Source organism: Caulobacter sp. GW821-FHT09B08 (assembly GCF_059418225.1).
The window spans coordinates 24,574-47,707 of record NZ_JBWKPL010000002.1 but is presented as its reverse complement, the minus strand read 5'-3'; the positions used below and the strand labels follow the sequence as shown (position 1 = coordinate 47,707).

The 23,134-nt window shown below is 69.2% G+C and carries 24 protein-coding genes; 12 read left to right on the top strand and 12 right to left on the bottom strand.

Translation table 11 applies throughout. The features are described 5' to 3' along the window. Positions 1–26: 26 nt before the first annotated feature. Complete coding sequence (locus AC07OA_RS06490) at positions 27–428, bottom strand: hypothetical protein (RefSeq protein WP_494662972.1); 402 nt, start codon at positions 426–428, stop codon at positions 27–29. A gap of 52 nt (positions 429–480) precedes the next feature. After that, the gene (locus tag AC07OA_RS06485; protein ID WP_494662971.1) at positions 481–1,053 is read right to left on the bottom strand and encodes a tetratricopeptide repeat protein; all 573 of its coding nucleotides are present in this window, start codon (positions 1,051–1,053) and stop codon (positions 481–483) included. Positions 1,054–1,220: 167 nt separating this feature from the next. On the opposite strand from AC07OA_RS06485, the gene cuyA reads away from it, so the two are divergent. Further along, positions 1,221–2,234, top strand: a complete 1,014-nt coding sequence (gene cuyA, locus AC07OA_RS06480) for a D-cysteate sulfo-lyase (RefSeq protein WP_494662970.1) — start codon at positions 1,221–1,223, stop codon at positions 2,232–2,234. Then, entirely contained in the window at positions 2,227–2,910 is a 684-nt protein-coding gene (cuyB, locus tag AC07OA_RS06475) for a cysteate racemase (RefSeq protein ID WP_494662969.1), read from the top strand. Before cuyA ends, cuyB begins: the two co-directional genes overlap by 8 nt. 12 nt (positions 2,911–2,922) lie before the next feature. Here cuyB and AC07OA_RS06470 read toward each other — a convergent pair whose 3' ends face one another. The 7 genes from AC07OA_RS06470 to AC07OA_RS06440 form a co-directional block, all read right to left on the bottom strand. Then, positions 2,923–3,666 (bottom strand): DUF4019 domain-containing protein, encoded by a 744-nt coding sequence (locus AC07OA_RS06470; protein ID WP_494662968.1) that lies wholly within the window; start codon positions 3,664–3,666, stop codon positions 2,923–2,925. Between the two features lie 88 nt (positions 3,667–3,754). Then, the gene (locus AC07OA_RS06465) at positions 3,755–4,369 is read right to left on the bottom strand and encodes a DJ-1/PfpI family protein (RefSeq protein ID WP_494662967.1); all 615 of its coding nucleotides are present in this window, start codon (positions 4,367–4,369) and stop codon (positions 3,755–3,757) included. Positions 4,370–4,413: 44 nt separating this feature from the next. Further along, positions 4,414–4,635, bottom strand: coding sequence for a hypothetical protein (locus tag AC07OA_RS06460; RefSeq protein WP_494662966.1), 222 nt, complete (start codon positions 4,633–4,635; stop codon positions 4,414–4,416). A 133-nt stretch (positions 4,636–4,768) separates the two neighbouring features. After that, positions 4,769–5,818: an IMCp domain-containing protein gene (locus AC07OA_RS06455; protein WP_494662965.1), complete on the bottom strand. Its 1,050-nt coding sequence runs from the start codon at positions 5,816–5,818 to the stop codon at positions 4,769–4,771. Between the two features lie 240 nt (positions 5,819–6,058). Beyond that, the gene (locus AC07OA_RS06450; RefSeq protein ID WP_494662964.1) at positions 6,059–7,936 is read right to left on the bottom strand and encodes a transglycosylase domain-containing protein; all 1,878 of its coding nucleotides are present in this window, start codon (positions 7,934–7,936) and stop codon (positions 6,059–6,061) included. A 487-nt stretch (positions 7,937–8,423) separates the two neighbouring features. Continuing rightward, a complete protein-coding gene (locus AC07OA_RS06445) occupies positions 8,424–9,446 on the bottom strand; it encodes a sensor histidine kinase (protein WP_494662963.1) in 1,023 nt (340 codons plus the stop codon). Between the two features lie 79 nt (positions 9,447–9,525). After that, entirely contained in the window at positions 9,526–9,717 is a 192-nt protein-coding gene (locus AC07OA_RS06440) for a hypothetical protein (RefSeq protein WP_494662962.1), read from the bottom strand. A gap of 505 nt (positions 9,718–10,222) precedes the next feature. Between AC07OA_RS06440 and AC07OA_RS06435 the strand changes: the two genes are divergently transcribed. Both AC07OA_RS06435 and AC07OA_RS06430 read left to right on the top strand, forming a co-directional pair. Next, positions 10,223–11,869: a pectate lyase gene (locus tag AC07OA_RS06435; protein ID WP_494662961.1), complete on the top strand. Its 1,647-nt coding sequence runs from the start codon at positions 10,223–10,225 to the stop codon at positions 11,867–11,869. A 147-nt stretch (positions 11,870–12,016) separates the two neighbouring features. Beyond that, a complete protein-coding gene (locus AC07OA_RS06430; RefSeq protein WP_494662960.1) occupies positions 12,017–13,711 on the top strand; it encodes an ATP-binding protein in 1,695 nt (564 codons plus the stop codon). Here AC07OA_RS06430 and AC07OA_RS06425 read toward each other — a convergent pair whose 3' ends face one another. Then, the gene (locus AC07OA_RS06425) at positions 13,712–14,509 is read right to left on the bottom strand and encodes a hypothetical protein (RefSeq protein ID WP_494662959.1); all 798 of its coding nucleotides are present in this window, start codon (positions 14,507–14,509) and stop codon (positions 13,712–13,714) included. It lies immediately after the preceding gene. 315 nt (positions 14,510–14,824) lie between these two features. Between AC07OA_RS06425 and AC07OA_RS06420 the strand changes: the two genes are divergently transcribed. Together AC07OA_RS06420 and pcaF are read left to right on the top strand one after the other, a co-directional pair. Continuing rightward, positions 14,825–14,956, top strand: a complete 132-nt coding sequence (locus AC07OA_RS06420; protein WP_494662958.1) for a hypothetical protein — start codon at positions 14,825–14,827, stop codon at positions 14,954–14,956. A 77-nt stretch (positions 14,957–15,033) separates the two neighbouring features. Then, positions 15,034–16,236 carry a 3-oxoadipyl-CoA thiolase gene (gene pcaF / locus AC07OA_RS06415; protein WP_494662957.1) on the top strand — a complete coding sequence of 401 codons (1,203 nt, stop codon included), beginning with the start codon at positions 15,034–15,036 and terminating at the stop codon, positions 16,234–16,236. A gap of 137 nt (positions 16,237–16,373) precedes the next feature. Here the strand turns inward: pcaF and AC07OA_RS06410 are convergent, their stop codons facing one another. Then, the gene (locus AC07OA_RS06410) at positions 16,374–16,709 is read right to left on the bottom strand and encodes a hypothetical protein (protein WP_494662956.1); all 336 of its coding nucleotides are present in this window, start codon (positions 16,707–16,709) and stop codon (positions 16,374–16,376) included. A 100-nt stretch (positions 16,710–16,809) separates the two neighbouring features. On the opposite strand from AC07OA_RS06410, the gene AC07OA_RS06405 reads away from it, so the two are divergent. Next, positions 16,810–16,992 carry a hypothetical protein gene (locus AC07OA_RS06405; protein WP_494662955.1) on the top strand — a complete coding sequence of 61 codons (183 nt, stop codon included), beginning with the start codon at positions 16,810–16,812 and terminating at the stop codon, positions 16,990–16,992. Here AC07OA_RS06405 and AC07OA_RS06400 read toward each other — a convergent pair. Beyond that, complete coding sequence (locus tag AC07OA_RS06400; RefSeq protein WP_494662954.1) at positions 16,989–17,291, bottom strand: hypothetical protein; 303 nt, start codon at positions 17,289–17,291, stop codon at positions 16,989–16,991. The two genes, AC07OA_RS06405 and AC07OA_RS06400, sit on opposite strands and share 4 nt — an antisense overlap. Positions 17,292–17,399: 108 nt before the next feature. Between AC07OA_RS06400 and AC07OA_RS06395 the strand changes: the two genes are divergently transcribed. From AC07OA_RS06395 to AC07OA_RS06375, 5 genes are all read left to right on the top strand, one after another. Continuing rightward, the gene (locus AC07OA_RS06395) at positions 17,400–18,167 is read left to right on the top strand and encodes a pseudouridine synthase (RefSeq protein WP_494662953.1); all 768 of its coding nucleotides are present in this window, start codon (positions 17,400–17,402) and stop codon (positions 18,165–18,167) included. Between the two features lie 95 nt (positions 18,168–18,262). Then, positions 18,263–18,877, top strand: a complete 615-nt coding sequence (gene lptC / locus AC07OA_RS06390; RefSeq protein WP_494662952.1) for an LPS export ABC transporter periplasmic protein LptC — start codon at positions 18,263–18,265, stop codon at positions 18,875–18,877. Next, positions 18,877–20,046, top strand: coding sequence for a CDP-glycerol glycerophosphotransferase family protein (locus tag AC07OA_RS06385; RefSeq protein WP_494662951.1), 1,170 nt, complete (start codon positions 18,877–18,879; stop codon positions 20,044–20,046). The genes lptC and AC07OA_RS06385 overlap by 1 nt, the downstream gene beginning before the upstream one ends. Then, entirely contained in the window at positions 20,043–21,425 is a 1,383-nt protein-coding gene (locus AC07OA_RS06380) for a lipopolysaccharide biosynthesis protein (protein WP_494662950.1), read from the top strand. The genes AC07OA_RS06385 and AC07OA_RS06380 overlap by 4 nt, the downstream gene beginning before the upstream one ends. Further along, complete coding sequence (locus tag AC07OA_RS06375) at positions 21,425–23,134, top strand: fatty acyl-AMP ligase (RefSeq protein WP_494662949.1); 1,710 nt, start codon at positions 21,425–21,427, stop codon at positions 23,132–23,134. The genes AC07OA_RS06380 and AC07OA_RS06375 overlap by 1 nt, the downstream gene beginning before the upstream one ends.

The following is a 23,134-nucleotide window of genomic DNA, read 5'->3' as shown; positions in this document are numbered from 1 at the left end:
GCTCTCCGTCGGTCAGAAAAGGCGGTTCAGTTGGCGGGCTTGACCGCGCGCAGGCGGGCGTTGCTCTCGGCCAGGCGGGCGTCGGTCATCTGCTCCATCCGCGCCGCGTCGGTGGCGATGTCGTCGGCGCTGGGGGCGCGCGGCGGCGGGGCGACCGTGGGGCGCAGGGTCGGCTCGGTCGAGCGCGGCGCGGCCGCGTCGCTCAAGGCCCGCAAGGTCAGCTGGGTGTCGTAGCGGCTCTGGGCGGCCGACAGCTCGCGCTGGCTGGCCAGGGCGTTCTGGCGGGCGATGTCCTGCTGCTGCTGGATCTCGGCCTGCTGGCGCAGGAGCCGCTGGTCGACCTGGGCCCAGGCCGACGCGCCCACGAGTCCGCCGACCAGCCCGGCGGCCAGGGCCGTCGCCGCGATCATGGTTCGAGCTGTCGTCATGCCGCAAACTCCGTCTTCCAGGCCCCTAGCCTACGCCCGAAAGACGTCGGGTTCAGGGCTGCTTGACGGAGAAACGCGCCAGTTCGTTTTTGGGCGCATCCCAGGTCGGCGCCAGTTCGGCGGCCTTGGAGAAGTCGCGATAGGCGGCGGTCACGTCGCCCAGGCTCTCGTTGGCCACGGCCCGGTTGAAATAGGCCTTCTCCGGGTCCTTCACGCCCAGGGCCAGGCCCTGGTCGATCTGGCTCAGCCCGTCGCTGTAGCGACTGGTTCCCACATAGGCCGCGCCGCGATTGACGAAGGCCTCGCCCAGGTTGGGATCGATCTTGGAGGCCTCGTTGAAGTCGGCGACCGCCCCGTCGAAATTGCGCTGGCGCATCTGCAGGACGCCGCGATTGACATAGGTGCGGGCGCGGTCGCGGAAGCTGAGGGCCTCGGTCTCCAGCGCCTGGGTGCACGTGCTGACCGACGAGGCGTCCTGTCGGCCCTCGATGGCGGCGGTCGCGCAATCCTTGGCCGCGCCGCCGCCGATCACCAGGGTCGAGGAAGCGCTGGTCCCGGCGAAAGCCGATCCAGAGAAGACGAAGGCGGACACGAAGGCCGCCGCCCGAAGGGGGGTCTTGAGCATGACGTTTCTCCCAACACCGCACGGCCTTCTGACGCGGGCGAGCGGCTGGGAGGACAGTCGCGCGGGGCCGCGCCGGGTCGTGCTTTTATGGCCGTCAGCATAGCACGGCCAAGCCGGACCCTGTAGGGATTTGGCCGAACGACCGCTTCCCGCCGCAAGAGACCTCCATGCATCTGGCCCGCTTCCCCCGCGCCCGCTTCGCCCACCTGCCCACGCCGCTGGAACCCCTGCCCCGCCTGGGCGCCGAGCTCGGGATCGACCTGTGGGTCAAGCGCGACGACTGCACGGGCCTGGCCGGCGGCGGCAACAAGACCCGAAAGCTGGAATTCCTGCTGGGCGAGGCCCTGGCGCAAGGCGCCGACACGCTGGTGACCCAGGGCGCGGTGCAGTCCAACCACGTGCGCCAGACCATCGCCGCCGGCGCGCGCTTCGGCCTGAAGACCGAGGTGATCCTGGAGGAGCGCACGGGCTCCAAGGCCGCCGACTACCTGGGCAACGGCAACGTGCTGCTGGACCGGCTGATGGGCGCGTCGATCCGCTTCGTGCCGGGCGGGACCGACATGGTCGCCGAACTGGAAGCCTCGGCGCAGGCGGTGCGCCAGCGGGGCGGCAAGCCCTATGTGATCCCCGGCGGCGGGTCGAACACGGTCGGCGCCCTGGGCTATGTGGATTGCGCGCGCGAACTGGTGGTCCAGGCCGACGCGCTGGACCTGAAGATCGACCGCCTGGTCACCGCCACCGGCAGCGCCGGCACCCACGCGGGCCTCGTCGCCGGGTTCGCCGCGCTCAGCGTCGACATCCCCATCCTCGGCTTCGGCGTGCGCGCCCCCAAGGCCAAACAGGAGGAGAACGTCTTCAACCTGGCTGTCGCGACGGCCGAGGTGATCGGCGCCGCGGGCCGGGTGAAGCGCGAGGCCGTGGTCGCTGATTGCGATTATGTCGGCGAAGGCTACGGCCTGGTCGACCAGGGCGTGATCGACGCCCTGACCCTGGCGGCCCGCACCGAGGGCCTGCTGCTGGACCCGGTCTATTCGGGCAAGGCGATGAAGGGCCTGATCGACCAGGCCCGCAAGGGCGCGTTCAAGGGCGCCAAGGGGGGCGAGCGCGTGGTGTTCCTGCACACCGGCGGGGCGCAGGGACTGTTCGGGTATCAGAGCGAACTGGAGGCGGCCCTTGTCTAAAACGCCCCATTCCAAGGTTCTGGGCGTCCTCGGCGGCATGGGTCCCGCCGCCACCCTGGACTTCCTGGCCAAGCTGCAGGCGGCAACGCCCGTGAGCCGTGAGCAGGACCACCTGCGGGTGCTGGTCGACATCAACCCCAAGGTTCCCGACCGCAACAACAGCTACGACGAGGCCGGTCCGGTGCTGGCCGAAATGGCCGTGGGCCTGCGCGACGCCGGGGCCCAGGTGCTGGCCATCGCCTGCAACACCGCCCACGCCTATGCCGCCGAAGTGAAGGCCAGCGGCCTGCCCCTGGTCGATCTGATCGAGACGGCCGGCCTGGCGGCGAAGGCCGGCGGCGCCGAGCGCGTGGGCGTGCTGGGCACCGGCGGGGCCCTGGCCCTCTATCGCCGCACCTTCTCGCACCAGGCCATCGAAGCCGTCACTCTGGACGACCACGAGCAGGTCGAGTTCATGGCCCTGCTCTACCGCATCAAGCACGGCGACCTGGGTCCCGACAGCCGCGATACCATGGCCGCCCTCGCCCACCGCCTGGTCGGCAAGGGCGCCCAGGCCGTGGTGGCCGGGTGCACCGAGGTGCCTCTGGTGATGAGCGCGGCCGACCTGACCGTGCCGTTCATCGACGCCACCGAGGCCTTGGCCAGACGGTGCGTGGAGGTGTGCTCGGCCGCCTGACCGGAAGCGCGTTTAGAAGCCGATGCACTCGGTCTTGGCCGGCACGAAGTCATGCCCCGCAACACGCCATGTCTTCGTGGGGCTCACCCTCAGGGTGACAAGTTCGTCCCAGCACTTCTTGTCGTTGGCGAATTTGGTCTGGTAGGCCACGACCGCATAGGCGCCCTTCGGCTTGCCCTGGGGGTCCACCGCGCGTCGTGATTCCGTTTCACGACGATCAACGACGGCGCCCAACGGCGCCCGTCCCGTCTTGTACGTGACCTCGAACGAGCTCCACGTAAATCCCACCGCCATGTCGACCGTTTCGAAGGCCTCGGCGAGCCTGCCGCTGTCGATCATGTCGAGGTATTTGCGAGCGGTGAGGTCCGGATCGCTGGTCGGCCAGGCCAGCTCTTCAGTCGATGTGACGGGCGCCTTCGCCGCCTCTGGCGCGGGGACAGGCGCAGGAGCCGGGACCGGATCGGCCTTCGGCGCGGGGAACATCAGCAGCACGAGCACGAAGATGCCCAGCGCCCCGCCCGCCTGTACGACGCTCTTGTATTTGATGTCGATGAAGCCCGGCAGGATCGCCGCGACGCCGGCCGCCGCCAGGGCCAGGATCACCCGATAGGTCCAGATCTCGGCCGGGCTGGGGCTTTTCACCACCGCTGCGAAGACGAGTATCGTGATGATGAAGATCGCGCCGAACACGAAGGCGATCAGCGCCTTGATGTCGATCTCGCCGGTGATGAACGAGCGCTTCGGCTGGTCGTCCATGAATCACTTTCCCCGCGAACCTGACGCAACTCCCCCTTAGCGCGAGGTCATGGAAAATGCACGGTTTTTGCTACCTGCCGTGCAGCTGTCAGGCCGCCGCTTCGCGATCCACGAACGGCGACACCACGCCCATGGCGCGGGTGACCCAGCCATCCTTTTCGCCCACCGGGGCCACATAGTGGATCGCCCCTTCCGCCGCCTCGCGTCCGGCGCCGCGCAGGATCAGCCAGGCGGCCAGGTATTGCGAGGCCAGGCAGCCGCCGGCGGTGGCGACATTGCCGTTGGCGAAGAACGGCGCGTCGATGACGTTCACCCCTGCCTCGACCACCCACGGCTTGGTGGTCAGGTCGGTGCAGGCCGGAACGCCGTCCACCAGGCCCAGCCTGGCCAGGATCAACGTGCCCGAGCACTGGGCGGCGATCAGCTGGCGCGACGGGTCCAGCCGGATCTGGGACAGCAGGCCGGCGTCGGCGGCGATCTCGCGCGTGCGCACGCCGCTGCCGACGATCACCGCGTCGGCCTCGGCCGCGAAGCTCAGCGGCTGCTGGCGGCGCACCACGACGCCGTTCATCGAGGTCACTTCCTCGGTCGGCGAGGTGATGTGGGCCTTCCAGCCCTGGGCCTTCATCCGATTGAGGATTCCCGCCGCGACGAACGAGTCCAGTTCGTTGAAGCCGTCGAAGGTCAGGACCGCGATCTGCATGGGCTAGCTCCTCGCCTCCGGCTTGCCACGCGGCGGGCGCGGCTTCAACCCGAGGCCGGCCCCGACCAGTCGGGCGCGGTGCCTTTGAAGGTGCGGGCTTCGGGCTTGATCGTCACCTGGGCGCGGACGCCCTCGTCGAACAGGGCGCTGGCGTAGTCCAGGGCGGCCTTGTAGGCGGCCTCCTGGCTGGAGTGGCGCGACAGGGTCTGGCCCTGGCGCTCCACGCACCAGTCGAACGGCTTGGTCACAACCAGGATCGTCTCCATGGCCCGCTCCAGATCCGCCGGCCCCGACGCCGACGCGATCCCCCGATGGGCCAGTGATGCGCGATTCCGGCGTTCCGACTATGCAGAACGGGGCGTCGAGGCGCTTGGGCCCACGGTTTTGTCCAGAACGTTCCTAGTGGCCGCAGCAGCCGCCCTTGGAACCGCCCTTCGGACCGCCATGTCCGCCGCCGTGATAGCCGCCCCCGCCGTAGCGGCCGCCGCCCGACACCGTCACGCTGGACGACGAGCTGGCGCTGGCCGAGGCGCTGGACGAAGCGCCCGCGCCCGACCAGCCGCGTGCATAGCCGGACCGGCCATAGGCCTGGCCGCCGATCCAGCCGCCGCCGGCGCCGTAGCGCGCGGTCGAGCCGCCGTAATAGCCGACCCCGCCCTGGCCCTCCAGCGACTGGGCGTAGCCGTCGCCGGCCTGGTAGCTGCCCTGATAGCTCCAGCCCTGGCCTTCCTGGCTCCAGCTGGAGGATTCGGACTCGTAGGTCTCTTCCGTGCTCTCGACGCTGCGCTCGGAGCGGCCGTAGCCATAACCCTCGTCGCGATAGGCGCGGCGGTCGTCGTCGCAATCGCAGCCGCGACGCTCGACCCGCTCCTGGCGCTCCACATAGACCGGCACACGGACGATCCGGTCCACGGGCACTTCGACGCGCTTTTCGATCACCCGGTCGACGGGGACCTCCACGCGCTTCTCGATGATACGGTCGACCGGCTTCTCGACGATCTTGACCACCGGCACTTCCACGCGGCGTTCCACGATCTTCTCGACCGGAACCTCGACGCGTTTCTCGACGATCTTCTCCACCGGGCGGTCGATATAGACGGGCCGGTCGACGGGCTTTTCCACGATCTTGACGACCGGCACTTCGACCCGCTTCTCGACGATGCGGTCCACCGGCTTTTCGACATAGACGGGGCGGTCGACCGGGACCTCGACGCGGCGCTCGATATAGACCGGCTGCTTGACCACCTTCTCGACGTAGACGGGCTTCTCGACCACCTTCACACGGGTCACGACGCGCGTGACGGGCTTGGGCTTGGCTGCAGGTTTGGGCGCGGGCTTGGTCACGGGCGTGACGCGCGTGGGATAGCCGTCGGCCAGGACGGACGTCGCCGGTCCCAGGGCGGCGAGCGTCGCCGCCGCTCCGATCACGAGCATTGCCTTCGGGTTCATCGCCAAGCGCCTTTCCGACTACGCCGCCCAGCGCCTTCCGCCCGCTCCCCCGATGCGCGGCCGAAAAGCGTCCCATTCTGGGTCGCGGCGGGTCCTTCGGAGCAAGGGGCGGACCATTCCCCAACGCACAACATCCCGGCGAAGGCCGGGACCCAAGCTGAGCAAGCGGGCCTGTTCGAAACGAAACACCAGCCTCGGCTTGGGTCCCGGCCTTCGCCGGGATGTTGGGATTTGAGCTAACTAGAGCCCGAACAGCTTCCTCAGCCATTTCGGCACATGTTTCGGACGCGGCGCGTCCTCCACCGGCTCGGCCGCGTAGCGCGGCTCGGGGGCGCTGTCGCGGGCCACGAGTCCCGCCTTGAGCCCCGCCGTCATCACGTCGCGCCAGATGCGGGCGGGGATGTCGCCGCCGACCACGCGGTTCATCGGCGAGTGATCGTCGTTGCCGACCCAGACGCCCACCACCAGGTCGCCGGTGAAGCCCACGAACAGGGCGTCGCGATAGTCCTGGGCGGTGCCGGTCTTGCCATAGGCCTTCTGGCCCAGACGCGCGGCGCGGCCGGTGCCCTGCTCGACCACCGCGCCCATCATGTCCAGCAGGGCCTCGCGGGCGAAGGGCTCCAGCGGCTTGAAGTCGGCCGCCGGAACCACCGTCGGGCGGCCGTAGGGGCGGACCGGCATCTTGCCGCCCGCCACGCTGGCATAGGCGCCGGTCAGCTCCAGCAGGCTGGTCTCGGCCGTGCCCAGGGCCAGAGTGGCGTCGTCCTCGCGCAGCGGCGAGACGATCCCCAGGTCCCGCGCGGCCCGCACCACCGCCTCGCCGCCCGCCTGCTGGTACACCCGCGCGGCGATGACGTTGTTGGACTCGGCGAAGGCGTCGCGCAGGGTCATGTCCTGCCCGCCGCCGCCCTCGTAGTTGCTGGGCGTCCAGCCGCCGATGGTGACGGGCGCGCCCACCACCAGGCTGTCGGGCGTGGCCCCGTCGCGCAGGGCGGCCAGGTAGACGAACAGCTTGAAGGCGCTGCCGGGCTGGCGCTTGGCCTGGACGGCGCGGTTGAACGGGCTCTGGCGATAGTTGGTCCCGCCGACCATGGCCACCACCCGGCCGTCCGGACGCATGGCGACCACGGCCACCTGTCCCGCCTTGGCCTTGGCCGCGCCCTTCATCTGGCGGGCCACGGCGCGCTCGACGATGGCCTGCAGGCGGCTGTCCAGGGTGGTGGGCACCCGCACCTCGCCATAGCCGGGACCGTCGAAGGCCGACTTCACCTGGGGCGAGATCCAGTCGGCGAAATAGCCGCCCACCGGCAGGTCGGCGCGGGTGGTCCGCACGCTGACATGACCGGCGGCGTCGGCCTGCTGGCGGGTGATCGCCTTGGTGTCGACCATGGCCTCCAGCACCAGCCGGGCCCGCGCCCCGGCGGCCTGGGGATGGTCCACCGGGTCCAGGTCGACCGGCGCCTTGACCATGCCCGCCAGCATTGCCGCCTCGCCCACCGACAGCTGTTCCGTGGGCTTGCCGAAATAGTGCCGGGCCGCCGCGCCCAGGCCATAGACCCCATCGCCGAAATAGATGCTGGAAAGGTAGCGCGAAAGGATCTCGTCCTTGGACAGCCGCAGCTCCAGCCACAGGGCGATCATCGCCTCCTGGCCTTTGCGGCGCAGGCTGCGCTCGGGCTCCAGGAAGGCGTTCTTGGCCAACTGCTGGGTGATGGTGCTGCCGCCCTGGACGGTGCGGTGGGCCTTGGCGTTGACCACGAAGGCCCGGACGATCCCGACGGGGTCGATGCCCAGGTGGTGATAGAAGCGGCGATCCTCGATGGCCAGGAACGCGCCCGGCACGTACTTGGGCAGGGCCTTGATGACCACCGGCGGCTCCTTGTAGGCGCCGCGCCGGGCGAAGGGCTTGCCCTGGTCGTCCAGCAGGATCAGGGCGCGGTTGGGCAAGGGCTCCAGGGCGCGCGAGATCGGCAGGCTCGACCCCAGCCACACCAGCAGCACGACCAGCGGCAGCAAGGCGCCCAGCCCCGCCCCGAACCACAGCCGATGACGGATCACGAAGTCGCGCGCGGCGATCCAGGCGGCGTTCAGTCTCGCCTTCCAGTCGTCAGGGATCATGCGCGACGCGTCTCCTCGGCCCAGCGCCGCTCAAGCTTGAGAACGGGTCGGGAAGCCGACGGTTCATTCTTAGGGCTCACAGCCAATCATCTCGACTTGGCTAAAGCAAAAAGCGCGACTTGGTGCTTATTTGGAAGGCGGCTGGCTTGGGGTGATGAAGCCCCTGACGACCCATCGGGTGGTGTAGTAGGTAATCCAAATGCCAGCATAGAGGGCGGCATAGATGAACAGTGCGTTGCGGAATTCTCGGTTGTAAGTATCAGACCATAGCTGCGAGTACGCTACGAGAGCCGAGGCGCGATCACGTGCTTGGCTCGCCGCGTTCAACAATGCAAAAGGCACGTACAACACCGTTGCGACGACAATCAGCCGTCGCAACCCCGTTCGCCAATTCATGAACCGTCCCCAATACGTTTGGCTTGGTGCGCAGACCAAGATGTCTGAATGGTACAAGCGACTCTCATCGGACACTACGCCCGCCTCTTCCCTAGGCCGGCAGGCGCATGAAGGCGTCGACCTTGTCGAGAGCCGACAGGGGCGAGCGGATGCTGCAGCGCAGCCCGTCGGCGCGATAGTCCAGATCGACCTGACCGCCCAGCTCGTTGGGCAGGGCCAGTTCCACGATCCGCGAGCCAAAACCGCGCCGCTCGGGCGGGCGCACGGCCGGACCGCCCTGCTCGGTCCAGTCGATCTGGAGGCGCTGGCCGTCCTCCACCGCCCAGTGGATGTCGACATGGCCGGCGGCCGTCGACAGGGCGCCGTACTTCAGGGCGTTGATCGCCAGCTCGTGGAAGGCCAGGGCCATGACCACCGCCGGCTTGGGCGACACCCTCAGGTCGTCGCCCGAGATCGTCAGCTGGCCAGGATTGGCGCGATAGGGCGTGACCGAGCCGTCGATGATCTGGCGCAGGCTGGCCGCCGACCAGTTCTCGTCGGTCAGCACATTGTGGGTGGCGGCGATGGCCATCAGGCGGCCCTCGAAGGCGCCGCGGACCGTCAGGTCGACCCCGGCGTTGCGCAGCGACTGGCTGGCGATCGACTGGACCGTGGCCAGGGTGTTCTTCACCCGATGGTTCAGCTCGTTGACCAGCAGCTGGCGGTGGGCTTCGGACCGCACCTCGCTGGTGACGTCGCGCGAGGTGGCCAGGACCCGGATCACTCGTCGCTCCGCGTCGAAGATCGGCGAGACCGTGGTGTCCCACCAGCGCGGGTCGCCCTTGGCCGTCGGGCAGACGGCGCGGAAGGCCGAGGCCTCGCCGGTCATGGCCCGGCGCAGGGCCCGTTCGACCCCGGCGCGGCTCTCGGGCGGCCACATGTCGGGCCAGTATTTGAGGCGGTTGCGCCCGTCGAAATCTTCGATCTCGAACAGCGCCTGGCCCTGGGCGTTCATGTATTCGACGAAGCCGTCGGCGCTGATCACCCGGATGCAATCGCGGCTGGCTTCGACGACGCTGAGGAAGTAGGCGCCCGCGTCCTGCAGAACCGCTTTGTCAGATCCCTCGTCCGCCACACGGGTCTCCTTGCACGGAACCCATGTTCACCGACGCACGCCGCAATTCAAGTCATGCGTGTATCGCGAGCGACGAATTCTAGAGCGCGGCGCTCCAGGCGCGGCCCGGCTGTTCCTCGCGGCTGGCTTCCAGCATGCCCACCAGGGCGGCCGAAAGGCGCGAGGTCTGGGCCATGCGACGCAGCGCCTCGCGGGCGTGATCGCTGTCGGCGATCTCGGCTTGTCGCTCGAGACGCTCGGCTTCGTTCAGATGATCGAGTTGGCTGGGCATGATGAAGATTTACGAGAGATGAACGAGCCGGACTATGTGACCGCTGGTCGCAGAACGGTGCAATCTCACGGAAAATCAGAGGCTTAGGCCTGAAATTGAAAACGGCCCCGGGTCATTTCTGACCCGGGGCCGTCGTCCTGTTCCCCAACAGGACGGCGTCGCGCGCTACCAAAATCCGGCGCGGCGGCGTCGCCTCAAAACCGATGATGTGATTTTCGTCGAAGCCGATTTCCCTCACAAGGCGACCGCCTGTCGCAGGGTGACGCCGGCGTCATATAACAAAGCTCTGCCAAAAGACGCTAGTCAATCGATGACACCGGTATCATAACTAGCCGCAACATCGCGCCGGCCAACGGCGACAAGGGTTTTCGGCAAGGACCGACCGGGAGGACGACCAGGAACGCGGGGGATTGGAAGGCCCCTCCCGCTCCTCTCCCGACCGCCGCGCCGCGTCCTTGCGCCGCATGGGTTTCCGCCGCGAAGGCCCTGGGAGAGTCTCGTCGTCATGCCGCTTAGCCCGCTTACCCGCCGCCGCCTGCTGGCGACGACCACCGCCGCCTTCGCGGCCGCCACGGCCCTGGCGCCGCTGAAGGCCTTGGCGGAAGGGGTCGCGCCCTCCAAGGACCAGGTCCTGGCCACCATGAAGAAGGCCTCGACCTTCATGGCCGAGAAGGCCGCCTACGAAGGCGGCTATGTCTGGAGCTACCTGCCCGACTTCTCGCGACGCTTCGGCGAGATGGAAGCCTTCCCGACCATGATCTGGGTCCAGCCGCCCGGCACGGCCACCATGGGCCACCTGTTCCTGGACGCCTATCACGCCACCGGCGACGAGTACTACTACGAGGCGGCCCGCAAAGCCGCTCAAGCCCTGATCAAGATCCAGCACCCGGCTGGCGGCTGGAACTACATGGGCGACCTGGCCGGGCCGGAGTCGCTGCAGAAGTGGTACGCCACCATCGGCAAGAACGGCTGGCGGCTCGAGGAATTCCAGCACTACTACGGCAACGCCACCTTCGACGACGAGGGCACGGCCGAGAGTTGCCAGCTGCTGCTGCGTATCTATCTGGAAAAGAAGGACAAGGCCTTCAAGCCGGCCCTGGACAAGGCCATCCAGTTCGTCCTGGACGCCCAGTATCCGAACGGCGGTTGGCCCCAGCGCTTCCCGCTGGCCGGCGGCTTCGAGAACAAGGGCCATCCCGACTACACCGGCTACATCACCTTCAACGACGGCGTGGTCGACGAGAACATCAAGTTCCTGATCATGGTCTGGCAGACCCTGGGCGACAAACGGGTTCTGGACCCGATCAAGCGCGCCATGGACGTCTATGTCGCCGCCCACCAGCCGATGCCGCAGCCGGGCTGGGGCCTGCAGCACACCGTGGCCGACCTCAAGCCGGCCGGCGCACGCACCTACGAGCCCAAGGCCTTCGCCAGCCACACCACGGCGGGCAACCTCGAAAACCTGATGGACTATTACGAGCTGACGGGCGACCCGAAATACCTGGACCGCATCCCCGAGACCATCGACTGGCTGGCGGCCCTGAAGCTCGACGACAAGATCGTCCCCGGCAAGCCGCGCTATCCCACCTTCATCGAGATCGGCACGAACGAGCCGCTCTACGTGCACCGCCGCGGCTCCAACGTGTTCAACGGCGAGTACTTCGTCGACAAGCACTGGGAGAACACGATCGTCCACTACTCGTCGTTCCGCGCGGTCAATATCGACAAGCTGCGCAAGCGCTACGACAAGCTGAAGGCCACCCCACCCGAGGTGGCCAGCAAGGACTCGCCGCTGAAGGCCAAGGGCGGCAAGAGCGCCCTGCCCCGCTACTTCACCACAAAGGACCTGTCAGTGTCCGACCTGAACGTCGGCGCGCTGAAGGCGGCGGGCGACAAGACCAGCGAGACCGAGGTCGCCGGCCTGATGGCCGACCTGAACGCCGAGGGCTGGTGGCCCACGCCGATGAAGGCGGTCAGCAACCCCTATATCGGCGACGGCTCCACCACCGTGACCCCGGGCGAGTTCTCCATGACCCGCGTGGGCGACCCCACCGACACCTCGCCCTACATCGCCGACGTGCCCAAGCCGGGCATCTCGACCGGCGCCTATATCGAGAACATGGCGGCTCTGATCCGCTACCTGACGGCCTAGGCTCACGGAGGGCGCGCAACGCCGCGCGCCCTCGCCCGCCGGCTGCACGACCAAGTGTCGCACGCCGGGGCAAACGCGGCCTTGGGAGTATCTTCCTAACCGTATGGCGCTAGACCGACCCGTGTGATGCGGGAGACGTCTTCGCCCATGCTGGACAGGCTTGGCATTCTGGACGAGCGGGTCGACGAGGTCGCCCAGGCGGCGCGTGGCGCGCGGCCGCAGCGCTTGGTCATGGCGGTGTTCATCACCGTCTTCCTGATCTTCAACCTGGGTTTCCGCACCGCCGCCCTGTGGTTCGCGGCCGTGCTGTTCGCCGACGCCTACGGCCTGGCCGTCACGCGGCTGTCCGAGCGGCGCGGCATCAAGCTGCGCCGGGCCGGTTACGTCTCGGCCGTGGTGGTGATGGTCGGCGTCTGGACGTCCCTGGCCGTGGTGCTGTGGTCGTCCGACAACCACGTCCTGCGCTTCGCCGCCGTCTGCCTGACCGCCGGACAGCTGATCCACGCCCAGTCGGTGACCTTCCGCTCGCCCACCATCTTCGCCGTCGACGCCGGCCTGCCCGCCCTGGCCCTGGCCGGCATGCCGATGCTGCGGGGCGGCTACGAGGGCTGGGCCCTGGTCACGGTGCTGATATCGGTGGGGCTGGTGCTGCTCTACACCGTGTCCAGCGCCAGCGTGAACGCCCGCCGGGTCAAGGCGCTGGAGACCGCCGAGCGCGAGGCCATGTCTGCCAGCGCCGCCAAGTCGACCTTCCTGGCCACCATGAGCCACGAACTGCGCACCCCGATGAACGGCGTGCTGGGCATGGCCCACGCCCTGTCGGCCGGCCCGCTCAGCCCGGACCAGGCCCGCCAAGTCGACATGCTGATCCGCTCGGGCGAAGGCCTGATGACCATCCTCAACGACGTGCTGGACGTGTCGAAGATCGAGGCCGGCAAGCTGGAGCTAGAGACTCTGACCTTCGACGTCCGCGACCTGGTCGACGACGTGATCGCCCTGTGGACCCAGGCCGCCGACGCCAAGGACGTGCGCCTGACCGCCATGATCGATCCGGCCGCCCCCACCTGGGTCAGCGGCGACCCCACCCGGCTGCGCCAGATCCTGACCAACCTGATCTCCAACGCCCTGAAGTTCACGACGCGGGGCGCGGTGACCGTGCGGGTCGGCCCCGCCGGGGCGGCGTTCCTGGAGATCCAGGTGGTCGACACCGGCATCGGCATGTCGCCCGAGCAGCAGGCGCGCCTCTTCCAGACCTTCTCCCAGGCCGATGCCTCGATCACCCGACGGTTCGGCGGCACGGGGCTGGGCCTGGCGATCTGCAAGCAGCTGACCGAGCTGATGGGCGGGGCGATCAGCGTGCGCAGCGCGCCCGACGCCGGCTCAGCCTTCACCCTGGCCCTGCCCCTGCCCGCCGTGGCGGCGCCCGCGCCCAAGACCGAACCGGCGCCCTGCGACGGCGTCGCGGGCCTGCGCCTGCTGGTGGCCGACGACAACCGCATCAACCAGATCGTCGCCCGCACCATCCTCGAAGCCGCCGGCGCCCAGGTGGAGGTCGCCGACAACGGTCGCCAAGCCTTGGAACGCCTGGGCGAGCAGGCTTACGACGCGGTGCTGATGGACGTGCACATGCCCGACATGGACGGGCTGGAGGCCCTGCGCAGGGTCCGGGCCGGCGCGGCCGGAGCCCGCGACGTGCCGGTGATCGCCCTGACCGCCGACGTCATGCACGGCGACGAGCGCGACCTCTTGGCCCACGGCTTCGACGCCGTGCAGCCCAAGCCGATCAAGCCTGCCGACCTGATCTCGGCCATCGCCCGGGCCAGCCGGGCCGTCGCGGCCTAGCTACTTCGGATACAGGAAGGTCGCGATCAGCCGCACGCCCCACTGCGGCCCGCCCTCCTCGCTAGCCGCGTAGCCCCGCACGCCCGCGCCCAGCGACACCCTCTGACCGCCGAACTTGTAGAGATGGCTGACCGACAGGTTGATGGGCACGGTCCAGTTGTCGGTCTTCCAGTTGTAGCTGCTCTCGGCGTTCAAGCCCCAGGTGGTGGCGTGCTTGTTGGTGTAGCTTAGGAACGGCTGGACGAAGGTGGTGCTGACGTCGGGCCGGTCGTGGTCGCCGGCGTCGGCGAACGACCAGATGTGGTTGGCCAGCAGGCCGTAGGTGTAGCCGTGCTCCTGCTTCAGGATCAGGGCCGTGGGTCCGGCGCCCCACTTCTTAGCCCCCAGGGCGGACTCGCCGGTGGGATACAGGATCGCCGGGCCGACGGCCCAGGTCAGGCCGTTCCTGGTGTCCTTGGGCGAGAAGAAGAAGCTCTGGGTGGTGTCGCTGAGCCCGAAGGCGGTGTCGTCTCCGGGCGTCGTGTGCTCCTGCTTCACGATGGGCACGATGGTCCGGATGATCAGGTTCCAGTCCTGGTTCAACGACAGGGGGATCACCGGCTGGACGTTCAGGGTGTAGCGCCCGCCGTCCTCGGGTCCGTAGCAGCAGTCGTAATTGCCCTGCAGCGGCACGCTGATCAGGCTGGCCACGGGGTTGGACAGCTTCTTGGCCAGTTCGGCGTCGCTGTCCTGGGCGTGGGCGGCGCCGGCCAGGCTGATCAGGCACAAGGATACGCCCCAAGATCTGCTGAAGTTCATGGCCAACACCTCCGTCGAACCCGAACGGAGCTTGGTGCGGCGATCCCGCGCCCCCAATCGGGCCGAACCCTTGCTGCGAGAGCCGCGAACCCTCTTCTCCTCACCCGTGAAACGGGGGAGGTGGATCGGCGCGCAGCGACGAGACGGTGGGGGCGTCGTGGGGCGGCCGGACGCCCCCTCCGTCACGACGCGTATCCGCATCGCGCCACCTCCCCCGCTGCGCGGGTGAGGAGAGTCGACCGTCCGACTCTGGAACTTCGCCAGCGCCTCGCACGCTGTTTCCGGGTCGGATCAACCAAGGACCCCGTGTGCGTCATGGCCCTCAAGGCCTTCATTCCCCTCGCCGTCGTCGGCGCCATCGTCGTCGGCCTGCTGATGCCCGTGCCGGGCCACCGCAAGGCCGAAGCGACCCAGTCCCAGATCGAAACCATCGACATCAAGCACTGACGGCCAAGCCGGCCGGGCCTTGATCGTTCGGATCGGCCCGCTAGTTTGCCTTCAAACAAATGTTTGCAGGCCAAGCCATGACCGACGCCTTCATCTGCGACGCGATCCGCACGCCCATCGGCCGCTACGGCGGCGCGCTGTCGAGCGTGCGGGCCGACGACCTGGCGGCGCTCCCGATCAAGGCCTTGATGGCCCGCAACCCCGGCGTCGACTGGGGCGCGCTGGACGACGTGGTGCTGGGCTGCGCCAACCAGGCCGGCGAGGACAACCGCAACATCGCGCGCATGGCCGCCGTGCTAGCCGGGCTGCCGGTCACCGCCTCGGGCTCGACCGTCAACCGGCTGTGCGGCTCGGGCCTGGACGCCCTGGGCGTGGCCGCCCGTGCCATCAAGTCCGGCGAAGCCCAACTGATGCTGGCCGCCGGCGTCGAGAGCATGAGCCGCGCCCCGTTCGTGATGGGCAAGGCCGACAGCGCCTTCTCGCGCAACGCCGAGATCTTCGACACCACCATCGGCTGGCGCTTCGTCAATCCGGCCATGCGCAAGGCCTATGGCGTGGATTCCATGCCCGAAACCGCCGAGAACGTCGCCGATGAGTGGCAGGTGTCGCGCGCCGACCAGGACGCCTTCGCCCTGCGCAGCCAGGCCCGCGCGGCCGCCGCGCAAGGCGCGGGCCGCTTCGACGCCGAGATCGTTCCCGTCACCCTGCCCCAGCGCAAGGGCGACCCGGTCGTCGTCTCCAAGGACGAACACCCACGCGCCACAACCCTGGAGGCCTTGTCGGCGCTGAAGCCCATCGTCCGGCCGGACGGCACGATCACCGCCGGCAACGCCTCGGGCGTCAACGACGGCGCGGCGGCGCTGATCGTGGCCTCCGAGGCGGCCGCGACCGCGAACGGCCTGACGCCCCGCGCCCGCATCCTGGGCGTCGCCGCCGCCGGGGTGGAGCCTCGCGTCATGGGCATCGGCCCCGTACCCGCCGCCCGCAAGCTACTGGCGCGGCTGGATCTTTCCATTGGCGACATCGACGTGGTCGAACTGAACGAGGCCTTCGCCGCCCAGGGCCTGGCGGTGCTGCGCGACCTGGGCCTCCCCGACGATGGCGAGCACGTGAACCCCAACGGCGGGGCCATCGCTCTCGGCCACCCCCTGGGCATGAGCGGCGCGCGACTGGGCCTGACCCTAGTAGAGGAGCTGCACCGACGCGGCGCCCGCTACGGCTTGGCGACCATGTGCATCGGCGTGGGCCAGGGCATCGCGATGGTGGTGGAGCGGGTCTAGGCCCCTCGGCGCGGGAATCGCTACTTCCCGGCGGCCTTGATCGCCTTGGCCAGCTGCGCCCGCCGCGTCGCGAAGCCTTCGACCGCCGCGTCCTCGTCCGCGTCCAGCGCCGCGCGGCGCTCGGCGAAGTCCGCTTCCTAGGCCTCGGCCTCGTCCTCGACGGCGGCGAGCTCGGCCTTCAGCGCCGCCAGCTTCTCGGTTCGCGCGGCGTCCGCTTTCGACGGCTTGCGCCGCGCCTTGGGCAGGTTCTTAAGCGCCGCGTCCAGGCCGCCCGCCGGGCGGGTGACGACGGTCTCCGGCGCGGCCAGGGCGGCGTCATGGCCCGCGCCCTCGAAGACCTCCCGCGCCGTGCCGTCCTTGAAGAGGTCGCGGCCCATGTCCCAGGCTTCCAGCGCCTTGGCCCGCGAGGTCGTGGCCACGGTGTAGTCGTGGAGACCGTCCGACCAGGAGAAGACCTTCAGCTTGCGCGCCATGTTTCGCCAACGGCCGGATTGTTCAGGCCGTTCCGAAGGTTGGCCTTAGGAACTCAGGTGCCCGCGCGAGGCTTTCCCCTCCACAGCGTGGAGAGCGATCATGCCCCAGGGCGACAAGTCGAAATACACCGACAAGCAGGAGCGCAAGGCCGATCATATCGCCGAGGGCTACGAGGCGCGGGGCGCCTCGGAGAAGGAGGCCGAACGGCGGGCCTGGGCCACGGTCAACAAGCAGGACGGCGGCGGCAAAAAGCCGGGCGGGTCAGGCCGCAAGGGCCATTAGGACTTTCCCAAGTCCATCCCCAGCGTCCGCCCGATGCCGTCGGGATGTTCGCCGAACGGATTGCCTGACCGGCGGCGGGCCACGGCTTCCAGCTTGCCCCTCAGATCGGCGTCCAGGGCCAGTTCCGGCTTGGGCGTGGGGTCGTCCTCGTCGATGGGGTCGTCGACGATGGAGGCCGACAGCACCTGGCGCAGCCGCTCGCCGAAGCGGGCGTCTTCGGACGTGCCCGGCGCGGGCGGCGCGGCCAGGAACTCCAGGACCTCCTCCAGGGCGGTGTCGTTGTCGACGCGGTCGGTCATCGGAAGCTCCCTGACAGTGGCCCTAACCAACGGCCACGCCGCCATGACGGTTGCTCAGAGCCCCCGCCTCGCCCTAGAGAGACCGACTCAACTCCTCGGATCCCGATCATGGCCTGGACCCGCCTCTACGACGAAGCCGAGCCCCAGCGCGTCAATCGCTGGCTGGCCCAGAACGGCGTGTGCTCGCGCCGCGAGGCCGAAGCCCTGATCGCCCAGGGCCTGGTCTCCATCGACGGCCAGCGGGTGGACGACGTGGGCCGCAAGATCGAGCCCGGCCAGACCCTGGTGCTGTCGGACCGCGCCCAGGCCAAGCTGGACAGCGCCCTGACCGTGATGATCCACAAGCCGGTCGGCATCGTCTCGTCCCAGCCCGACCCCGGCCAGGTCCCGGCCGTGCGGCTGCTGACCCGCGAGGCCCTGGTCGGCCAGAGCCCCGTGATCCCCGGCTTCGACAACAAGCTGGCCCCTGTCGGGCGCCTCGACATGGATTCGCGCGGCCTGCTGATCCTCTCGGAGGATGGCGTGGTGGCCAAGGCGGTGATCGGCCCGCAGTCGGAGCTGGAGAAGGAATACCTCGTCTGGGTCGACGGCTGGATCACCGACGAGAAGCTGGCCCTGCTGCGCCACGGCCTGGAGCTGGACGAGCGCCAGTTGCGCCCAGCCGAGGTCGAGGTCGTGGGCCGCCAACAGCTTCGCTTCGTCCTGAAGGAAGGCCGCAACCGCCAGATCCGCCGGATGTGCGAGCTGGTCGAGCTGCGGGTCACCGACCTGCTGCGCATCCGGATCGGCGACCTCGTCCTGGGCGACCTGCCCGAAGGACGCTGGCGTCCGCTGACCCCCGCCGAACGGTCAAGCTTGATCGCCTCGCCCCGTTGACCCCCAGGCCGGGCGAAGGCAGGGTCGCATTCCCTCTTGGGGGATCGCGCCGGGAGGCTTAAGCCGGTGATCCATCGCTTTCAGTTCGTACAGTCATGATCGCCATCACGCCCGCAGTCGCGCCGCCGGTCCGCAAGAAGAACCGCAATCGTCATCGCGCGCCGGTGCGCACCCTGCGCGTGGTGCTGCCGACCATCGCGGTGGGCGTGGCCGTGGCCATCGTCGGCCAGGGCACGATCCGCGCCATGGCCGCCAAGGACGCCCCGCCCGCCCCCGCCGGCTCGCTGCGGATGGACAATCCTCGCTTCACCGGCGTGATGAAGGACGGCCGGGCCTTCCTGATCACCGCCGCCTCGGCCGTGCGCGATCCGGCCAATCCCGACCAGGTGTTCCTGAAGGGGCCGCAGCTGACCCGGGGCTACGGGTCCGACAACCCCACCCACGTCGTCTCCAAGGACGGCGCCTATCAGGAAGAGAAGAGCTCGCTGCTGCTGACCGGCGACGTGAAGATCGACAACGGCCAGGGCTATCAGTTCGCCTCGCAGAAGGCCTTGATCGACACCCGCACCGGCGACCTGGCCGGCGACGCCGCCATCCAGGGCGCGGGTCCCAACAACAGCCAGGTTCAGGCCGACAGCTACAGCGTGGCCGACAAGGGCGACCGGGTGATCTTCAAGGGTCGGGTGCGCACGCGCCTCACGCCGCAATAGTGAGCAAGACCGACGCCTCCGGGCGAGGCGGCAGGCCCAAGGTCTGCTTCCTCTACATCGCCCAGACCCACCAGATCCTGCACAGCCTGCCCATCGCCATCGCCATGGCGCGGGATTGGCCAGACATCGACGTCCACATCGCCACCACCACCCAGGAGCACCTGGACTATGTGCGGGCGCTGCTGGAGACCCTGAACGTCCCGCAAATCCCCGCGCGGCTGCTGCCGCCGTCCTGGCTGCGCGACCTGCGGCTGAAGGGCGCCTCGACGCCGCCCAAGGCCCTGATGCTGGCCGCCAACGCCCGCCGGCTGGGGCGCTACGACGCCGTGGTCACGCCCGAGCGCACCACCGCCCTGCTGCGCCGGCTGGGGGTCAAGGACTGCAAGCTGGTCTATACTCAGCACGGCGCGGGCGACCGCGGCGGTCCCTTCGAGCCGCGCCTCAAGCAATTCGACCTGGTGATGGCCGCCGGCCCCAAGCAGCGCGACCGCATGCTGGACGAGGGCTGGGTCACGTCCGAGACCTGCGCCATGGTCGGCTACCCCAAGTTCGACATCATCGACGCCCTGCCGGGCTCGCCCCTGCCCGTCTTCGCCGAGGCCAAGCCGGTGGTGCTGTACAATCCGCACTTCCACCCGACCCTGGGCTCGTGGCCGCGCTGGGGCCGCCGGATCCTCGAGCGGTTCGCCGAGGACGAGCGTTACAATTTGATCTTCGCCCCCCATATTCGCCTCTTCGAAGGCGCGGACCCGAGCACGTTGGAGGCGCTGACGCCGTTCATCGACCATCCGCGTATCCACCTCGACCTGGGCGGGCCAGCCGCGATCGACATGACCTACACCCGCGCGGCTGACATCTATCTGGGCGACGTCTCCAGCCAGGTCTACGAGTTCCTGCGCACGCCCAAGCCGTGCCTGTTCCTCAATCCCAGCCAGGCGGCCTGGCAGGGCGACGAGAGCTTCCACCACTGGGCCTACGGGCCGGTGCTGGACGATGTGGACCGGGTGGTCGACGACGTGGCGGCGGCCCAGGCCGGCCACGGCGACTATCTCGAGGCCCAGAAATGCGGCTTCGCCGAGAGCTTCGACCTGCAACCCACCCCCTCCTCGGTGCGCGCCGCCCAGGCGATCGTCGACCGCCTGCCGAAGACGGCCCTTCACGCGTCATGAGCAACGATTCCAACGTCTTGAAGCGGGTGCTGGCCAATGCCGGCACGCTGCTCGGCGGTCGTTCCGTCAACGCCGTGGTGGGCCTGGCCTATATCGCCCTGACCGCCCGAGGCCTGGGCAAGGAACTGATGGGCGTGATCGTGCTGATCAACGCCTTTTCGCAGTTCCTGGGCGAGGTCGCCAAGTTCCAGTCCTGGCAGACCCTGCTGCAGTACGGCGCCTCGGCCCTGCTGAAGAACGACCGCGAACGCTTCCAGCAGGTGCTGCGCTTCACCGTGCTGCTCGACAGCCTGGGAGCGGCCGTGGGCGTGACCCTCGGCGTGGTCGGCGCCCTGCTGTTCGGACACCTGCTGGGTTGGCCCGCCAGCCTGTCGCCGGCCGCCGCCTGCTACGCACTGTCGATCGCGGTGATGGACTCGGCGACCTCGGTGGGCTTGCTGCGCCTGTTCGACCGCTTCCGCTTCCTGGCCGCCGAGCAGGCCGTCAGCTCGGCCGTCCGCCTGATCGGCTGCGCCGTCTGCTTCACCACGCACGCCCCGATCGAAGGCTATCTGGCCGCCTGGGCCGCCGGCACGGTCGCGGCCTTCATCTACGTCAACGGCGTGGCCCTGTGGGACCTGAACCGCCGCCAGCTGCTCAAGGGCTTCACGTTCCGCGGTCCGCTGTCGGAAGGCCTGCCGGGTGTCTGGCGCTTCGCCTGGGCGACCAATTTCAGCAGCACCATCGACACCGCCTTCAGCCAGGTGATCACCCTGGTGGTGGGCTCGGTGCTGGGTCCGGCCGAGGCGGCCATGTGGCGGGTGGGCCGCCAGGTGGCCGACGGCATGGCCAAGCCGGCCAAGCTGCTGGTGCCGGCCCTCTATCCGGAACTGGCCAAGATGCGCGCCACCGGCGGCGAGGAAGCCATGCGCAAGCTGTCGCGCCAGATCGGCCTGATCGGCGGCGCGGTGGCCGGCGTGCTGCTGCTGATCTCGGTGCTTTTCGGCGACGACGTGCTGACCATCGTCATGGGTCCCGCCTTCGCGGCCGGGGCCGGCATCATGAACTGGCAGGTGGCCGCCGCCGCTATCGGCGTGCTGGCCATGCCGCTGGAGCCGATGCTGGTCTCTCTGGGCAAGGCGGGCCTGGCCCTGCGGGTGCGCGCCGTGATCTGCGCCATCTACCTGGTCGCCCTGGTTCCCTTGATCCGCGCCGTGGGCCTGAACGGCGCCGGCGCGGCCCTGGTCGGCGTCGCCGCCGCCCTGGCGCTGGGCATGTACTGGGCCCTGAAGCGTAGCCTGCGGGCCGATCCGGCGGTCGTCGCGGCCGCCGCGGCGGCGCCCCCGAAAGACGAACAAACTTGCGCCGACAGTGAAAACGGCGCCAAAGGCGTGTCCTGATGATTACTCCGACGTCCTCTTCGCGAACCGTACGATTCGCCGATTTCCCCACCCTGACCGCCGCGCTCGATTTCGCCGCGACGGGCGAGACCGGGATCAACCTGTACTCCCTGCGCGGCGAGCTGCTCGAGGCCCTGCCCTACGCCAAGCTGCGCGAGCAGGCGCTCGAGCTGGCCCCGCGCCTGCTGGCCACCGGCGCCAAGCCCGGCGACAGCGTGGGCCTGATCGCCGACACCGAGGGCGACTTCGTGCGCGCCTTCTTCGCCTGCCAATATGCCGGCCTGGTCCCCGCGCCACTGCCCCTGCCCGCGCCGCTGGGCGGCCGCGAGGCCTATGTGGAGCAGATCGCCCGCATGCTGGCCTCGGCCCACGCCAAGCAGCTGATCGGCCCCGGCGGCATGAAGGACTGGGTGGCCGAGATCGCCGCCAAGACGCCGCTGGACTTCGCCGGAACCCTGGCCGACCTGCCCGAGAGCAAGGGCGACGCCCTGCCGCGGATCGTTCCGGACAACACCTGCTACCTGCAGTTCTCGTCGGGCAGCACGCGCTTCCCGACCGGCGTGCTGGTCACCCACCGGGCCCTGATGGCCAACGCCGTGGCGATCACCCGCGACGGCCTGCAGGTGCTGCCCACCGACCGCGCCGTCTCGTGGCTGCCACTCTATCACGACATGGGCCTGATCGGCTTCCTGCTGAGCCCCATGACCAGCCAGATGACGGTCGACCTCTTGCCCACCGGCGCCTTCGTGCGCCGGCCGCTGCTGTGGCTGGACCTGATCACCAAGAACGGCGGCACGATCAGCTATAGCCCCACCTTCGGCTACGAGCTGTGCGCCCGTCGCGCCGAGGTGGCCTCGATCGAGCACCTGGACCTGTCGAAGTGGCGCAGCGCCGGCCTGGGCGGCGACATGATCCGCACCGGCCCGCTTCGCGCCTTCGCCGAGCGGTTCGCCAGCGTCGGCTTCTCCGAGACGGCCTTCGTCGCCAGCTACGGCATGGCCGAGGCGACCCTGGCCCTGTCGATGGCCCCGCTGGGCGGCGGCCTGAAGACCGAGCGCCTGGACGTGGAACGCCTGGAACAGCACGAAGCCGTCCTGACCGACGACGCCGAGCGCTCGCGCGAGTTCGCCCGCAACGGCCCCGCCCTGCCCGGCCACGAGCTGGAAGTGCGCGACGAGAACGATGCGGTCCTGCCCGAGCGCGGCGTGGGGCGCATCTATGCGCGCGGCCCCAGCCTGATGCGGGAATATTTCGAGCAACCCGAAGAGACGGCCCGCGTGCTGTCGGCCGACGGCTGGCTGGACACCGGTGACCTGGGCTACCTGATCGATGGCGAGATCGTCATCACCGGCCGCGGCAAGGACCTGATCATCCTCAACGGCCGCAACATCTGGCCGCAGGACCTGGAATGGTCCGCCGAGGCCGAGGTCGAGGGCCTGCGCAGCGGCGACGTGGCGGCCTTCTCGGTGTCGGGCGACGGCGAAGAGGTGGTCGTGGTGCTGGTCCAGGCGCGCGGCGGCGACGCCGACAGCCGCGCGGCCCTGGTCGAGAAGATCACCGGCGTTCTGCGCCTGCGCCACCAGGTCGAAACCCAGGTCCAGCTGGTCGGCGCCCACGCCCTGCCCCAGACCTCGTCGGGCAAGCTGAGCCGCTCCAAGGCCAAGGCCGCCTATCTGGCCGGCGCCTACGCCCCGACCGAGCGCGCCTGA

Excerpts from the sequence above, each read along its gene's own strand:
- AC07OA_RS06490 (WP_494662972.1), bottom strand. The coding sequence starts at position 428 with ATGACGACAGCTCGAACCATGATCGCGGCGACGGCCCTGGCCGCCGGG.
- AC07OA_RS06485 (WP_494662971.1), bottom strand. The coding sequence starts at position 1,053 with ATGCTCAAGACCCCCCTTCGGGCGGCGGCCTTCGTGTCCGCCTTCGTC.
- cuyA (WP_494662970.1), top strand. The coding sequence starts at position 1,221 with ATGCATCTGGCCCGCTTCCCCCGCGCCCGCTTCGCCCACCTGCCCACG.
- AC07OA_RS06470 (WP_494662968.1), bottom strand. The coding sequence starts at position 3,666 with ATGGACGACCAGCCGAAGCGCTCGTTCATCACCGGCGAGATCGACATC.
- AC07OA_RS06465 (WP_494662967.1), bottom strand. The coding sequence starts at position 4,369 with ATGCAGATCGCGGTCCTGACCTTCGACGGCTTCAACGAACTGGACTCG.
- AC07OA_RS06460 (WP_494662966.1), bottom strand. The coding sequence starts at position 4,635 with ATGGAGACGATCCTGGTTGTGACCAAGCCGTTCGACTGGTGCGTGGAG.
- AC07OA_RS06455 (WP_494662965.1), bottom strand. The coding sequence starts at position 5,818 with ATGAACCCGAAGGCAATGCTCGTGATCGGAGCGGCGGCGACGCTCGCC.
- AC07OA_RS06450 (WP_494662964.1), bottom strand. The coding sequence starts at position 7,936 with ATGATCCCTGACGACTGGAAGGCGAGACTGAACGCCGCCTGGATCGCC.
- AC07OA_RS06440 (WP_494662962.1), bottom strand. The coding sequence starts at position 9,717 with ATGCCCAGCCAACTCGATCATCTGAACGAAGCCGAGCGTCTCGAGCGA.
- AC07OA_RS06435 (WP_494662961.1), top strand. The coding sequence starts at position 10,223 with ATGCCGCTTAGCCCGCTTACCCGCCGCCGCCTGCTGGCGACGACCACC.
- AC07OA_RS06430 (WP_494662960.1), top strand. The coding sequence starts at position 12,017 with ATGCTGGACAGGCTTGGCATTCTGGACGAGCGGGTCGACGAGGTCGCC.
- AC07OA_RS06425 (WP_494662959.1), bottom strand. The coding sequence starts at position 14,509 with ATGAACTTCAGCAGATCTTGGGGCGTATCCTTGTGCCTGATCAGCCTG.
- AC07OA_RS06420 (WP_494662958.1), top strand. The coding sequence starts at position 14,825 with ATGGCCCTCAAGGCCTTCATTCCCCTCGCCGTCGTCGGCGCCATCGTC.
- pcaF (WP_494662957.1), top strand. The coding sequence starts at position 15,034 with ATGACCGACGCCTTCATCTGCGACGCGATCCGCACGCCCATCGGCCGC.
- AC07OA_RS06410 (WP_494662956.1), bottom strand. The coding sequence starts at position 16,709 with ATGGCGCGCAAGCTGAAGGTCTTCTCCTGGTCGGACGGTCTCCACGAC.
- AC07OA_RS06405 (WP_494662955.1), top strand. The coding sequence starts at position 16,810 with ATGCCCCAGGGCGACAAGTCGAAATACACCGACAAGCAGGAGCGCAAG.
- AC07OA_RS06400 (WP_494662954.1), bottom strand. The coding sequence starts at position 17,291 with ATGACCGACCGCGTCGACAACGACACCGCCCTGGAGGAGGTCCTGGAG.
- AC07OA_RS06395 (WP_494662953.1), top strand. The coding sequence starts at position 17,400 with ATGGCCTGGACCCGCCTCTACGACGAAGCCGAGCCCCAGCGCGTCAAT.
- lptC (WP_494662952.1), top strand. The coding sequence starts at position 18,263 with ATGATCGCCATCACGCCCGCAGTCGCGCCGCCGGTCCGCAAGAAGAAC.
- AC07OA_RS06380 (WP_494662950.1), top strand. The coding sequence starts at position 20,043 with ATGAGCAACGATTCCAACGTCTTGAAGCGGGTGCTGGCCAATGCCGGC.
- AC07OA_RS06375 (WP_494662949.1), top strand. The coding sequence starts at position 21,425 with ATGATTACTCCGACGTCCTCTTCGCGAACCGTACGATTCGCCGATTTC.